The organism is Diaphorobacter sp. HDW4A, from assembly GCF_011305995.1.
Classification (GTDB): domain Bacteria; phylum Pseudomonadota; class Gammaproteobacteria; order Burkholderiales; family Burkholderiaceae_C; genus Diaphorobacter_A.
Genome location: NZ_CP049910.1, coordinates 730,121 through 743,839, shown reverse-complemented (window position 1 = coordinate 743,839; position 13,719 = coordinate 730,121). Strand labels below are relative to the sequence as shown.

The following is a 13,719-nucleotide window of genomic DNA, read 5'->3' as shown; positions in this document are numbered from 1 at the left end:
CGTGAGGTTGCTGGCCTTGCTACTGAAAAGCGTTCTACACCGCAGCCAATCCAATATCAATTGGTTTCGGCCAATTGATCCAAGATGGCGGGATTTTGGTAAGCACATCACATCGCTTCGCGATATGAGTGCTTCCCAAATCCCGCCACGTGCGCTGTGCAACAGGCCGCTTCGCGCCCCGCTTGGATCAATTGGTTTCGGCCAATTGATCCAAGATGGCGGGATTTTCCAGCGTGCTTGTGTCCTGGGTGATCGCTTCGCCCTTGGCCAGTGAACGCAGCAGGCGGCGCATGATCTTGCCGCTGCGGGTCTTGGGCAGGTTGTCGCCGAAACGGATGTCCTTGGGCTTGGCGATGGGGCCGATTTCCTTGGCGACCCAGTTGCGCAGTTCGGTGGCGATGGCCTTGGCCTCTTCGCCGGTCGGGCGGCCACGCTTCAGGACCACGAAGGCGCAGATGGCCTCGCCGGTCACGTCGTCGGGACGGCCCACCACGGCGGCTTCGGCGACCAGGTCCGTTTTGGAAACCAGTGCGGATTCGATCTCCATCGTGCCCATGCGGTGGCCCGAGACGTTCAGCACGTCGTCGATGCGACCAGTGATGCGAAAGTAGCCGTTGTCGGCATTGCGCACCGCGCCGTCACCCGCAAGGTAGTAGCCCTTGAGTTCTTCGGGGAAGTAGCTCTTCTTGAAACGCTCCGGGTCATTCCAGATCGTGCGGATCATCGACGGCCAGGGCTTCTTGATCACCAGAATGCCGCCCGCGCCATTGGGCATGTCGTTGCCCGCCTCGTCCACGATGGCGGTGGTGATGCCTGGCAGCGGCAGCGTGCAGGAGCCCGGCACCAGCGGCGTCGCACCCGGCAGCGGGGTGATGACGTGGCCGCCGGTTTCGGTCTGCCAGAAGGTGTCGACGATGGGGCAGCGCTCGTGGCCGATATTGCGGTAGTACCACATCCAGGCTTCGGGGTTGATTGGCTCGCCGACGCTGCCGAGGATGCGCAGGCTCGACATGTCCCAGTTCTTCGGATGCACCTTCTCGTCCGAATCCGCTGCCTTGATCAGCGATCGGATGGCCGTGGGCGCGGTATAGAACGTGGTGACCTTGTGGCGCTGGATCATTTCCCAGAAACGGCCAGCGTGCGGGAACGTGGGGATGCCCTCGAACACCACCTGAGTGATGCCGGCAGCCAGCGGGCCGTAGGTGACATAAGTGTGGCCGGTGATCCAGCCGATGTCGGCCGTGCACCAGAACACATCGTCTGGCTTGGCGTCGAAGGTCCAGTCCATCGTCACCTTGGCCCACAGCAGATAACCGCCGGTGGCATGCTGCACGCCCTTAGGTTTGCCGGTGGAGCCGCTGGTGTAGAGGATGAACAGTGGGTGCTCGGCCTCGACCGGCACAGGAGCACACTCAGTGCTCTGCCCCACCATCATCTCGCCGAAGGTCTTGTCGCGACCGGCCACCATCTTGCAGGCGGTCGGGGTACGCTCGAACACGAACACGTTCTTCACGCCCTCGCAGCCACCGGCATCGATGGCTTCATCGACGATGGCCTTGAGCGGCAACTCCTTACCGCCGCGCAGTTGGTAGTTGGCAGTCACGACGGCAACGGCACCCACGTCCACGATGCGCTCGTTCACCGCCTTGGCCGAGAAGCCGCCAAACACCACGCTGTGTGTCGCGCCGATGCGGGCACAGGCCTGCATTGCGACCACGCCTTCGATGGTCATCGGCATATAGATCAGGACACGATCATCTTTCTTGATGCCGTGCGCCTTGAGCGCATTGGCGAACTGACTCACGCGGGCGAGCAGCTCCTTGAAAGTGACCTTGGTGACGGCACCATCGTCGGCTTCGAAGATGATGGCAGTCTTGTTCTCGGTAGACGTCCCAATGTGGCGGTCGAGACAATTGGCGCTCGCGTTGAGCTCACCGTCGGCGAACCACTTGAAGAACGGCGCGTTGGACTCGTCCAGGGTCTGGGTGAAGGGCTTGGACCACTGCACGTTTTCACGAGCCAGACGAGCCCAGAAGCCTTCGAAATCTTTCTCGGCTTCGTCGCAAAGGGCCTGGTATCCGGCCATGCCAGACACCCGGGCAGCCTTCACAAAATTATCGGCGGGCGGGAACACGCGGTTTTCCACCAGCACGGACTCAATGGCGCTCATATCTTTGTCTCCAAGGTTGACTACTTGTGCAGATAATATCGAACGTCGCTCTTACGTCACCCTGACTCGGGAATTCGCCGCAACTCAGGTTTTCCCGAGGTTGAGGATTTCGTTGGCGTTGATGATGGCCGTGGCGATCTCGTCCATGGACATGCGCTTGGCCATCGCTTGCGCACGGATCAGGTCGTAAGCCGCGTCTTCAGAAATACAACGCTGCTGCATCAACACCGCCTTGGCATCGGCCAGCCGGCGCTGGCCTGCCAGCTTGGTTTCGAGCTTGCGGATCTGCTTGGTCTGATTGGCCATTTCATGCTGCACACCGCGCGCCACCACCAGCGTGGAAAGCACGCCGAACGAGCGCACCGGCGACGGCATCACCGCATGCGCGCCAAGCTCCAGCACCGTTTGCACGATGGTCGGATTTTCATAGGTGACGATGGCGATTACCGCGGCCCTCATCTCCGGCGTTCGCCAAGTCATATCGCGGTGGATCACATCGGGGCGCACCGCGATGAAGACCACATCGGTCACATCGGGAAGCACCGGTGGTGGTGGCCAGAAGGCCTGCGTCTGGCAGCCTATGCGCTGCAGTTGCTGAATGAGATGCAACCCGTCGGAATCGTCCGGATGCAGCACCGCCACGCGCAAAGTGCGCAGATCCCCCAGCAGCGCCGATCCCGACGGCCTGCGCCGATTGCCGGACTCCACCTCAGTCGCCCCCCGCAGGCTCGTCGATCTGATTGGGCAACTTCACCGTCCAGTCGCCCAACGAATGCGTCACAAGATAGGGGTCGGGATGCACGGCCCGCGTGGCCTCACGCATGATGGTGAATTGCCCGTTCGGATCCACACGCCCAATGCGTGGATAAAGGCAGGTGTGATGGTTGCGCTCATCGATGCGCACCTTGCCCTGCGGCGCCTGAAACTCACTGCCCAGCAGGTGTGGCATGAGCAGATTGATCTCGTCGCTTCCCGCAAGCCGCGCCGCGTTGGCGAACAGATGAACCTGAAAATACGCGGCTTCCCAACAGAGATTGGGCATCACGCCATGGCCGAAGCGGCGGCGAAAGCGCTCAAGACAACGCTGGTTCACATCCGTGCGGATCGACTGGAAATACGGCGCCGCCGTGAAATGCCCCGCCGCCGTGCCCGGCAGCATCTGCGAGATTTCTGCTTCCGAAGTGGTGAGACTTGCAATCGGCATGCGCTGTGGGTCAAAGCCTGCATCCGCATAGGCCTGATAAAGACTGTTGGTCGAATCACCCACCACAGTGGAAAAAATGAAGTCCGGCTGTTTGGCCTTGATGTCTTCCAGAATCGGTTTGAAATCCAGCGCGCCCGCATCAAGCTTCACATAGCGCTCGCCCAGCAACGCGCTGTCGGGACGCTGCTGGATCAGCTCCTTCATGATGCGGTTGGACTCCCACGGATAGATGTAGTCCGAGCCGATCAGATACGCGCGCGCACCAAAGTTCGCCGTCATGTACTCGGCCAGTTGCACGCTGTTCTGATTCGGCGCCGCGCCCGTGTAGATGAGGTTGTTGAAGAACTCGAAACCTTCGTACAACGTGGGATAGAACAGCAGCTTGTTCCAGCGCTCGATGATCGGAATCACCGCTTTTCGGCTGCTGGACATGTAGCAGCCGAAGATGGTGTTCACGCGGTCTTCGACTATGAGTTTTTCGGCCAGCGCTGCATATTGGCGTGGATCAGATTGCGCGTCGTAAATCACGGGCACCACTTCGCGCCCATCCACGCCGCCCGCATCGTTGACCTCTTCAATGCCGAGCAAAGTCCCTTGCAATTGCGATTGACCAATGCGCGAAGTCACGCCTGTCTGCGAGAACAGCACACCGATTCTCAACGGGTCCTTGTTGGCCAATTTGTCGTCCTTTCGTTCGTACTCCACTCTGACCGATTTCGATGCCTTTTGCATTCCGGTATTCCCCCAATCAGTGCACGCATCAGCGCGCCAGACGAGCAATCAAACCCGTGAGGCGCAGCGGCAATTCCAACGGATTGCGTGCCACCAGATACTCACCTTGGCCGTAGATCTGGCGCATCTGAGAAGCGTCCACTTCGCCCACCCCCAGCGCCGCCACATGCACACCAGAGCGCTGAGCCGAACGCACGGCGGCGCGTGCGTCGGCCGCCAGATATTGCGGGTCGAACACGTCGACGTCGGATGGCACGCCATCGCTCACCACCACGATGGCACGATGTCCTACAGGCTCGGCAGCCACGATGTGGCTCGCATGCCGCAATGCAGCGCCAAGCCGCGTTGAATAGCCCGCTTGCAGCGCGTTGATGGCGCGCTCGCTTTCGGAATCAAAGGTCTGTGCAAACTCCAACAATCGGAAGTAGGAAACCGACTTGCGCGTGTCGGAATGAAAGCCGTGAATCGCAAGCCGTACGCTACGCCGATCCACACGGCGCGCCAGCATCACCAACGCCTGTTTTTGCAGATCAAGCAAACTCAGATCGCCCTGCCCGGCAAGCGTGTCATTGCAGGACTGCGACAAATCCACCAGCACCAGCAGGTTGAGCAAAGGCGCGGCGCGGCCCACATCGCGAAAGATGTTGGGCGACGGATCACGCCGCGCGCGGCGATCCACGCTCCAGTCGATGGCCGCATCCAGATCGAGCTCATCGCCCTGCAATTGCCTGCGCAGGCGGATATGGCGATCGGTCCTTACCGAGGTTCGCCATACGTTGCGAATACTTTGGGCCGCATCTGCTTTTGCGCGGCTGTATGTAGGCAACAGCAGCGGTTGACGCTCATAAACCGAGCACCAGTCCGGGCGTGCACGCTCCAGACGGCAATCCCATTCGGGGTAAAAAAAAGGGACCGGATCGATGGGTTGGCTGATCTGCACCTCTTGCTGATCGCCGTCATCTGGCGCTGCGGACTTGCGCATTTCCTGCTGGCGCATCTCCACATGCGATTGCATCTCGGGCGGCGGATCGCTGGCGTTCTCGCCCAGATCCCACAGAAACATGTTGTCGTCGCGATAGGCCGCTGGCACGTGAAAGGTCTGCAGATTCATGCGCAGCCGCATCTGGCCCAAATCATTCGCCAGAATCGAGGCAGCATCGCGCAAAGGCTGAGGTCGATTCAGATCGCCGCGCTGGCGGATTTCATTGAACAAGGTGCGGGCCTTGATGATCCAGCCGTGATCGTCCGCATAGGTCTCATCGGCCAACGCACAATGCAGGCGCGCAAGTAAGCCCGGAAAATCATCGTGCAACTCCACAGGCGCGAAGGCTTCGGAAAACCAGCGCTTCACCCCGGGAAACTCTTGCCCCAGCAAGCATTCAACCCGTGCATCTTCCAGCGCGCCCACCACGGCATGCCCCATGGGTTTCAAACCGCGCCCGGATTGCTTGCGCGGTGAATACCGCCAGTGCGCTGCGGCATGCGCAATGGCCGCGCGCTGCTGGCTCCAGTGAGCAGCATCCGCAAGCATGGTCTGGCTGTCGGGCAGAAACAGGCCGTGCTCCGCGTCGAGCACCGGCCTGGCGAGCGCGCCATGCGGCACAGGCTGTGTGCGCAGTTGAACGGCGATGGCGTCACCACTGAGCATGTGCAGCAGCCAGGCCAGCGAAGGCAGCGCGCTGACCGGCTCCGACTCAAAAGCAGGTTCGCTTTGCGCGCTAGTGTGGGGTTCAGAAATGCGCATCGACAAGGTTCTTCAACGCCCTGAGCAAATCCGGATCGTCATTGAGCGGCCGCACCATCGCCAGATCGCAGGCGGCAGTGGGCTGCATGCCATTGCGCATCAACCGCCCCGCATGAATCAGCATGCGGGTAGACATGCCCTCTTCCAGCCCCCGCTCCACCAATGCACGCGACTGGCCGGCGATGGTGACGAGCTTGTCAGCCAACACGTTATCAATGCCTGCCTCATGTGCGACGATTTGCGCCTCCAGTTCCGCAGGCGGATAACCAAAGTCCATCGCCAGAAAACGCTGGCGCGTGGACTGCTTCAAATCCTTGGAGTGGCTCTGGTAACCGGGGTTGTACGAGACAACGAGCTGAAAATCCGGATGCGCCGAGACCAGCTCGCCCTTTTTATCGAGCGGCAACTGACGGCGCGCATCGGTGAGCGGGTGAATCACCACCGTCGTGTCCTGCCGCGTTTCCACCACTTCATCCAGATAGCAGATCGCACCGTGGCGCACCGCCTGCGTCAGCGGACCGTCGTGCCAGGTGGTGCCATCCGCATCCAGAAGATAACGACCCACCAGATCAGCAGCCGTCATGTCTTCATTGCAGGCCACGGTGATCAACGGGCGACCCAATTTGAAAGCCATGTGCTCCACCAGACGCGTTTTTCCGCAACCTGTAGGGCCTTTGAGCATCAACGGCAAACGCAGCGCGTAGGCGGCTTCGAACATCGAAACTTCCTGATCAACCTCGTGGTAATAAGGTTCTTCAGCAATGCGATAGGCGTCGAGTGATGAATTCATGGCGATCAAATGGAGTCTGATGGATGCGGGTCAACGGTGCTTTGCGGGCTCGTTCGGAATCCCCTCTATCGGGCATTCCGGAGTACCGACGGTGCTGCGCGTGAAGGACTCCACCTGCTCGCGTGCAGCTTCTGGATCGTTGATCCACTTGGCATAGAAGCTGTATGGACATGCCGCCACGCCCTTGGCTTCTTCGCCGGAACTGATCTTTCCGGTATAACCACGGTGTAGCAGTTTGAACAAGTGGTTCTGCGATTGGCCGTTCTTGCGTGCATCGCGGATCAGGAACTTCGAGAGTTCGGCGTACTGAACACCCATGTCTTCTTCGCCACATTCACCGAGCGTGCGCCCGTCGAAACCGATGATGGCCGAATGCCCGAAGTACGAATACACGCCGTCAAAACCCGCAGCATTCGCCACCGCCACGTAGACGTTGTTCATCCAGGCCATGGCCTTGGAGACCATCACCTGCTGATCCTTCGCGGGGTACATGTAGCCTTGGCAGCGCACGATGAGTTCCGCGCCCTTCATTGCGCAGTCACGCCAGATTTCGGGGTAGTTGCCGTCATCACAAATAATGAGGCTGATCTTCAGACCCTTGGGGCCTTCGGTCATATAGGTGCAATCGCCCGGATACCAGCCTTCGATGGGTACCCAGGGCATGATCTTGCGGTACTTCTGCACGATCTCGCCCTTGTCGTTCATGAGGATGAGCGTGTTGTACGGAGCCTTGTTCGGGTGCTCTTCGTGGCGCTCTCCGGTGAGCGAGAAAACGCCCCAGACCCTGGCTTTGCGACAGGCCTCGGCGAAGATTTCTGTCTCGTCACCGGGCACGGTCGAAGCCGTTTCGTACATCTCCTTGGGGTCGTACATGATCCCGTGGGTGGAGTACTCGGGGAAGATCACCAGATCCATGCCGGGCAGGCCCTGCTTCATACCCACCACCATGTCGGCAATCTTGCGCGCGTTCTCAAGCACTTCGCCTTTGGTATGCAGGCGCGGCATCTTGTAGTTGACTACGGCCACGCCGACGGCGTCTGCACTGCTGGAAATATCACCATGTCGCATCGTTGCTCTCCATTGGGTTGGTTAAGGAACAAAAAAATCAAACTGTCAGGAACGCACTGACCTTGCTCTGATCCAGCGTTGCACGCTCTTCCTCGTGAACGATCCGCCCTCGGTCAATCACGAGAAACCGGTCGGCCAGGTCGAGCGCAAAACTCAGCACCTGCTCGGAAACAAGAATGGCGAAGTTGCGCTCACGCCTGAGCACATTCAAGATGCGTGCCATGTCCTTGATGATCGACGGCTGTATACCCTCGGTCGGCTCATCCAGAATCAACACGCGCGGATTGGTCACCAACGCGCGCGCAATCGCCAGCATCTGCTGCTGACCACCGGAAAGATTGCCGCCCTTGCGGTCGCGCATCTCGGCCAGCACCGGGAATGCGGCGTGCACGTAATCGGGCACCTTCGTAGTGCTGCGGTTGCTCCGATCCATCGCCACCAAAATGTTTTCTTCCACGGTGAGTTGCGGAAAAATCATGCGCCCCTGCGGCACGAAAGCCATGCCACTGCGCACACGCTGATAGCTGGGCTGGCCCGCGAGCTGCTTTCCATCGAGCGAGATGCTTCCCTGCTTGGCAGGCAGCATGCCGATGATGGCCTTGAGCAGCGTGGTCTTGCCCATGCCGTTGCGCCCCATGAGCGCGACCGCCTCGCCCGCGCCAACCTGGAGCGAGACCTGGTGCACGACGTTGGATTCGCCATACCCGACCTGAAGTTGGTTTACGTTAAGCATTTTTCCCACCCTTCAATGCCCCAGATAAACATCAATCACACGCGGATCGTTCTGCACTTGCTCCACAGAGCCTTCGCTCAGCAAGCACCCCTGATGCAGCACGGTGACCTTGTGCGCGATGCGTTTGACGAAGTCCATGTCGTGCTCGATCACGATCACCGACTTGCCGCTGGAGATGCGCTGCAAAAGCTCGGCGGTCTGCTCGCGCTCACGCGGGCTCATACCGGCGACGGGCTCATCGAGCAGCAGCAGCTTGGGCTCCTGGGTGAGCAACATGCCGATCTCAAGCCACTGCTTCTGGCCGTGGCTGAGCTGACCGGCTTTCTGCTCCAACATGTCCTGCAAGAAAACCTGCTCGGCAGCGGATTCGATGGCTTGCCGCGCCTTGGCATCGCGCCTGAAGAACAACGAACTCAGCACGCCCTGACCTTGCGGCAGCGATATCTCCAGGTTCTCGCAGACGGTGAGGTCTTCGTAGACAGACGGCGTCTGGAACTTGCGCCCAATGCCGAGCTTGACGATGCGGTCTTCGCTCATGCGCGTCACGTCCTGGCTGCCGAAAAGAATCTGACCGGACGTAGGCTGCGTCTTTCCACAGATCATGTCGAGCAGGGTGGTCTTGCCCGCACCGTTGGGGCCGATCACCACACGCAACTCGCGCTCATCGACCGACAGGCTGAGGCTGTCCACCGCCTTGAAGCCGTCGAACGAGACGCCCAGATCACGCACATCGAGAATCTTCTGCGCGGCGCAATCGCCAGCTCCCGCCACTGTTGCGCGTGCATGCCCGTTGGCACTCGAAAAGCCCTGCGGCGACAAAGCCATGGTGGTGGTATTCATGCGCGCACTCCCAGCACGTTGATGTTTTCAGGGCGCCTCTTCTCTCGCGTCAGCATCCAACGGTCGAGCAGCCCGAACAGTCCGTTGGGCAGCACCAGCACCACGATGAGGAACAGCGCTCCGAGGAAGTACAGCCAGGTTTCGGGAAAAGTCTCGGACAGGTAGGAGCGCAGAAAACCCACCAGCACTGCACCGACCACCGCGCCGACGACCGACAGACGCCCGCCCACTGCAGCGAAGATCACCATCTCCACCGAGGCCACCACACCCATCGCATTCGGCGCGATTAGCCCCACCTGCAACGTGTAGAAAGCTCCACCCAAAGAGGAGAACAGGGCGGCTAACGCAAACACCGCCGCTTTGATGTGCGCAGTGTTGTAGCCGCTGAAACGCACACGCCCTTCCTGGTCTCGGATGGCGATCAGCACCTTGCCGAGGCGACTGCGCGCCACGAACAGTGCCGCACCAATCACGGCGGCCAGCACGAACACCTCGACAAAATACAGCACACGCTGCGGGCCGTCACCGGTGATGGGCATCTGCATCAGCGTGCGGAAATCGGTGATGCCGTTGGCGCCGCCCGTATCGCCCTGCTGGCCGACGATCAGCACCGTCATGGTGAGTGCCAGAGCCAGCGTGACGATCGAAAAATACACACCGCTCACACGCTTCTTGAACACGGCGTAGGAGAACAGATAGGCCAGCGCAGCGGGCAGCACGACGATGAAGAACAGCGTCCAGCCAAAGCGCCGGAAGGGCTCCCACCACAGCGGCAGTTGTTCCACGCTGCTCCACACCATGAAGTCAGGCAGCTCTGGGGCCGAGGCTTCGAGCTTGAGGAACATGGCGAGCATGTATCCACCGAGCCCGAAGAAGATGCCCTGCCCCAGACTCAGCATGCCGCCGTAGCCCCAGGTGAGCACGATGCCGATGGCCACGAAGGCGAACGCCAGATACTTGGACATCAGGTTCATCCGGAACGGATCAAGCACGAAGGGCACGATACCGAGCAGCAGAATCATCAGCACGACTGCGCTCACGATTTCCAATTTGAGTTTGTTCTCACCCATGGTTTCAGCTCCTGGTGCGCGAGGCGAACAGCCCTTGCGGACGGAAATAGAGCACCACAATCACGAGCGCGAGAATGCTCACCCGCGCCATCGATCCGCTCATCAGGTACTCCAGAACGGTCTGCGATTCGGCAATTGCAAAGCCCGACAGCGCGGTGCCCAGCAGACTCTGCACGCCACCGAACACCACCACGATGAAAGCGTCGACGATGTAGAGCTGGCCCGTACCAGGGTTCGTGGAGCCCACCATCGTGAACACACTGCCCGCAATGCCCGCCAGACCCGATCCCAGTGCAAAAGTCATCGCATCCACCCGCGCGGTGTTGATGCCAACGGCAGACGCCATCGGCCGGTTCTGCATCACCGAGCGCACCTCCAGCCCCCAGCGCGTGCGGTAAAGCAGCCAATACACCGCTATGCCCACCACCGCCGTCAGCGCGATGATGAAGAGCCGGTTGAGCGGAAACTGCATGTCCGCCGTGGGCTCCCATGCGCCCGCCAGCCAGCCCGGCAGCGGCACGCTCACCTCCTGTGCGCCGAAGAGGCTGCGGTAGGTCTGCTGCAGGATGAGGCTCAGTCCCCAGGTGGCAAGCAGAGTGTCGAGCGGACGGTTGTAGAGAAAGCGGATCAGTCCACGCTCAATCACATAGCCCGCTGCAAAAGTCACGGCAAAGGCCACCGGTATCGCGATGAAGAGATACGCAGCCAACCACCATCCGGGCAACAGGTGTTCGCACACCTTTGCCGTCAGATACGTGGCATAGGCGCCCATCGCCATCAACTCGCCATGCGCCATGTTGATGACGCCCATGAGGCCGAAGACGATGGCCAGCCCGAGCGACATCAGCAACAGAATGGTGAACAGACTGATGCCGTTGAAGGCCTGCATCACTGCAATATCGAAGCTCATTGCCGTGCTCCGTCGTCAGAACTTGGGGAAGGGGTTTGGCGCAATCAGATCGGGCGATTCCCACACCACGTCAAACTGCCCGTCAGCCAGCGCCTTGCCAACGCGCACCTTCTTGTAGACATGGTGGTTGCTCTCGTGCACCCGCACCTTGCCCTCGGGCGCATTGAGCTCGATGCCGGCCGATGCGGCAATCACCTTTTCCGGATCAAAGCTCTTCGCTTTTTCGACGGCCAATTTCCACAGATGCACGCTGTTGTAGGCCACTTGCATCGGGTCGCCGATCACACGCTGCGCGCCGTACTTGGCCTTGAAGGCTTTCACGAAGCGCTCGTTCACCGGGTTCTTCAAACTCTGGAAGTAACCCATGCAGGCGTAGTAACCCACGGCGTTGTCACGGCCGATACCTTCGACTTCGTTCTCGGACACCACGGTGGAGAGCAGCACCTGCTTGGTGCCATCCAGGCCTGCCGCGCGCAGCTGCTTGTAGAACGCCACGTTCGATCCGCCCACCACCGTGCTGTAGATGCAGTCCGGTTTGGCGGCCTTGATCTTGTTGATGATCGAGGAGAACTCAGTGTGTCCGAGCGGCGCGTATTCCTCGCCCGCCACCTTGCCTCCTTGTTTTGCAATCGCCTGCTTGGCGATCTTGTTGCAGGTGCGCGGATAGATGTAGTCAGAGCCCACCAGAAAAATCGACTTGCCCTTTTCCCGGATCAGCCACTCCGTCGCCGCTACCACGGATTGCGTGGCCTCCTGCGAGGGGTAGAGCACATGCTTGTCCTGCTCCTGGCCTTCGTAGTAGGTGGGGTAGTACAGCAGCCCCTTGCTCGCCGCAAGCGCTGGCAGCACGGCCTTGCGCGAAGCGGATGTGTAGCAGCCGATGATGGCGGCCACCTTGTCGCGCTCCAGCAGCTTGCGGGCCTTTTCAGCAAAGACGGTGTTCTCGCTCGCGCCGTCTTCCAGCACGATGTCGATTTTCTTGCCCAGCACGCCACCCGCAGCATTGATCTCTTCGATGGCCATCTTTTCAGCGTCGACCAGAGACGCCTCGGCAATCGCAATCGTTCCCGAGAGCGAATGCAGCAAGCCCAGCTTGACCGTCTCCTGAGCGAAAACAAGGCCCGGCATGCCCGCGCCCACACCCGCCAGAACCGTTCCGCCCATCGCGCCCACCAGTACTTTGCGCCGGGAAATGTTTGAGTCCATGGAATCCGCCTCCTGCTCCATCGAGCTGAGTTGAGAAACGCCGCGCCAAACGACGCAGCGACCTACGAATCCCGCAGGCAGATACCCAGGTCCGCACAGACGTGCGCACGCGCAACCCCGGTGTGGGGAAGTTCAAGGCATGTAGGGAGGGAAATCAAAAACAAAAAAAGCTCAAGCCAAACAAGTTGGCTTGAGCTTCATTGCTCGGGACGCATCTGGCAGCACTGGCAGATCGGTCCCTGTATCTGATAACGATGATTCGTGTAGCAGATTTTAGAAGCCCCTGCGGAGCAATACAAATCCGTAGTTACCCGAAATTTTTCAATATATTTTCATTACCTTGCAGGCGCAACGTCACGCGCCGCATGGACAATACGAGCGCATTTTTCCTCCAACTTCCTCACACTCATGTCGAGCAAATCCTCCTTGCCGAGCGCTGCCCTGCGCCCGCTCCCCGCGTTGATCTTCGCCAGCCGCTGGCTTCAACTGCCCCTGTACCTCGGTCTCATCGCCGCGCAGGGCATCTATGTCTTTCACTTCTGGGTGGAACTTGTTCACCTGATCGAAGCCGCCTTCGGCAGCACCGCTGCGCTCGACAAGCTGGTCACCAGCATCGGGTACAAGACGACCGCGCCGATCACCACGCTCAACGAGACCGTGATCATGCTGGTCGTGCTTGCGCTGATCGACGTGGTGATGATCTCCAACCTGCTGATCATGGTGATCGTGGGCGGGTATGAGACCTTTGTATCGCGCCTGAACCTCGAAGGCCATCCCGATCAGCCGGAATGGTTGAGCCATGTGAATGCGTCCGTGCTCAAGGTGAAGCTGGCCACGGCGATCATCGGCATCAGCTCGATTCATCTGCTCAAGACGTTTATCAATGCGGACAATTATTCGGACCGGGTGCTCATCGCTCAAACGGCGATCCACATTACCTTCCTGCTCAGTGCCCTGGCCATAGCCCTCACCGACCGGCTCCTGAGCCAAAGCCACAGCAGCGACAAGTCGCATTGATTTTTGCTTTTTTTATTTGAAGCCAGAGGCGTTTGCTTCTGGCTTTTTTTGTAGTGTGTACGACGCCGTTGGCGTCGATGGGTTACCCGTGCGGAGGCGGCAATACAGCCCTTGATCTTTCGTTGCGCCTCCTTGCCATACCGAAGTATTGTCTGCGTCGGCGACGCCTCGTCTCAAGGACTGTCTTGCCGTTGGGGTGATCGTTCCAACGCCCTGCTTGCTTCTATGGCCCGCT

12 protein-coding genes are annotated in these 13,719 nt (G+C 59.9%); 1 reads left to right on the top strand and 11 read right to left on the bottom strand.

Going from position 1 to position 13,719, the window contains the following annotated elements; translation table 11 throughout:
* Positions 1-187 precede the first annotated feature (187 nt).
* The 11 genes from acs to urtA all read right to left on the bottom strand — a co-directional run bounded on the left by acs (position 188) and on the right by urtA (position 12,488).
* Positions 188-2,170 (bottom strand): acetate--CoA ligase, encoded by a 1,983-nt coding sequence (gene acs, locus G7047_RS03305; protein WP_166300697.1) that lies wholly within the window; start codon positions 2,168-2,170, stop codon positions 188-190.
* A gap of 84 nt (positions 2,171-2,254) precedes the next feature.
* Positions 2,255-2,878, bottom strand: a complete 624-nt coding sequence (locus tag G7047_RS03300; protein ID WP_166300695.1) for an ANTAR domain-containing response regulator — start codon at positions 2,876-2,878, stop codon at positions 2,255-2,257.
* 1 nt (position 2,879) lies between these two features.
* On the bottom strand, positions 2,880-4,052 hold the full coding sequence (locus tag G7047_RS03295; RefSeq protein WP_240939512.1) for a transporter substrate-binding domain-containing protein: 1,173 nt from the start codon (positions 4,050-4,052) through the stop codon (positions 2,880-2,882).
* An 82-nt stretch (positions 4,053-4,134) separates the two neighbouring features.
* A complete protein-coding gene (locus G7047_RS03290; RefSeq protein WP_166300691.1) occupies positions 4,135-5,850 on the bottom strand; it encodes a nitric oxide reductase activation protein NorD in 1,716 nt (571 codons plus the stop codon).
* Positions 5,837-6,640: a CbbQ/NirQ/NorQ/GpvN family protein gene (locus tag G7047_RS03285; protein ID WP_166300689.1), complete on the bottom strand. Its 804-nt coding sequence runs from the start codon at positions 6,638-6,640 to the stop codon at positions 5,837-5,839. The genes G7047_RS03290 and G7047_RS03285 overlap by 14 nt, the downstream gene beginning before the upstream one ends.
* A gap of 30 nt (positions 6,641-6,670) precedes the next feature.
* Entirely contained in the window at positions 6,671-7,708 is a 1,038-nt protein-coding gene (locus G7047_RS03280; RefSeq protein WP_166300686.1) for an aliphatic amidase, read from the bottom strand.
* Between the two features lie 37 nt (positions 7,709-7,745).
* Complete coding sequence (gene urtE / locus G7047_RS03275; protein WP_166300684.1) at positions 7,746-8,441, bottom strand: urea ABC transporter ATP-binding subunit UrtE; 696 nt, start codon at positions 8,439-8,441, stop codon at positions 7,746-7,748.
* Between the two features lie 12 nt (positions 8,442-8,453).
* Positions 8,454-9,281, bottom strand: a complete 828-nt coding sequence (gene urtD, locus G7047_RS03270) for an urea ABC transporter ATP-binding protein UrtD (RefSeq protein WP_240939354.1) — start codon at positions 9,279-9,281, stop codon at positions 8,454-8,456.
* Positions 9,278-10,351 carry an urea ABC transporter permease subunit UrtC gene (gene urtC, locus G7047_RS03265; protein ID WP_166300682.1) on the bottom strand — a complete coding sequence of 358 codons (1,074 nt, stop codon included), beginning with the start codon at positions 10,349-10,351 and terminating at the stop codon, positions 9,278-9,280. Before urtC ends, urtD begins: the two co-directional genes overlap by 4 nt.
* A 4-nt stretch (positions 10,352-10,355) precedes the next feature.
* Positions 10,356-11,261, bottom strand: coding sequence for an urea ABC transporter permease subunit UrtB (urtB, locus tag G7047_RS03260; RefSeq protein ID WP_166300680.1), 906 nt, complete (start codon positions 11,259-11,261; stop codon positions 10,356-10,358).
* 15 nt (positions 11,262-11,276) lie between these two features.
* A complete protein-coding gene (gene urtA, locus G7047_RS03255) occupies positions 11,277-12,488 on the bottom strand; it encodes an urea ABC transporter substrate-binding protein (RefSeq protein WP_371813841.1) in 1,212 nt (403 codons plus the stop codon).
* 405 nt (positions 12,489-12,893) lie between these two features.
* Between urtA and G7047_RS03250 the strand changes: the two genes are divergently transcribed.
* Complete coding sequence (locus G7047_RS03250) at positions 12,894-13,484, top strand: YqhA family protein (protein ID WP_371813840.1); 591 nt, start codon at positions 12,894-12,896, stop codon at positions 13,482-13,484.
* The last annotated feature ends 235 nt before the right edge of the window (positions 13,485-13,719 follow it).

Excerpts from the sequence above, each read along its gene's own strand:
- urtD (WP_240939354.1), bottom strand. The coding sequence starts at position 9,281 with ATGAATACCACCACCATGGCTTTGTCGCCGCAGGGCTTTTCGAGTGCC.
- urtC (WP_166300682.1), bottom strand. The coding sequence starts at position 10,351 with ATGGGTGAGAACAAACTCAAATTGGAAATCGTGAGCGCAGTCGTGCTG.
- urtE (WP_166300684.1), bottom strand. The coding sequence starts at position 8,441 with ATGCTTAACGTAAACCAACTTCAGGTCGGGTATGGCGAATCCAACGTC.
- G7047_RS03285 (WP_166300689.1), bottom strand. The coding sequence starts at position 6,640 with ATGAATTCATCACTCGACGCCTATCGCATTGCTGAAGAACCTTATTAC.
- G7047_RS03280 (WP_166300686.1), bottom strand. The coding sequence starts at position 7,708 with ATGCGACATGGTGATATTTCCAGCAGTGCAGACGCCGTCGGCGTGGCC.
- urtB (WP_166300680.1), bottom strand. The coding sequence starts at position 11,261 with ATGAGCTTCGATATTGCAGTGATGCAGGCCTTCAACGGCATCAGTCTG.
- acs (WP_166300697.1), bottom strand. The coding sequence starts at position 2,170 with ATGAGCGCCATTGAGTCCGTGCTGGTGGAAAACCGCGTGTTCCCGCCC.
- urtA (WP_371813841.1), bottom strand. The coding sequence starts at position 12,488 with ATGGAGCAGGAGGCGGATTCCATGGACTCAAACATTTCCCGGCGCAAA.
- G7047_RS03290 (WP_166300691.1), bottom strand. The coding sequence starts at position 5,850 with ATGCGCATTTCTGAACCCCACACTAGCGCGCAAAGCGAACCTGCTTTT.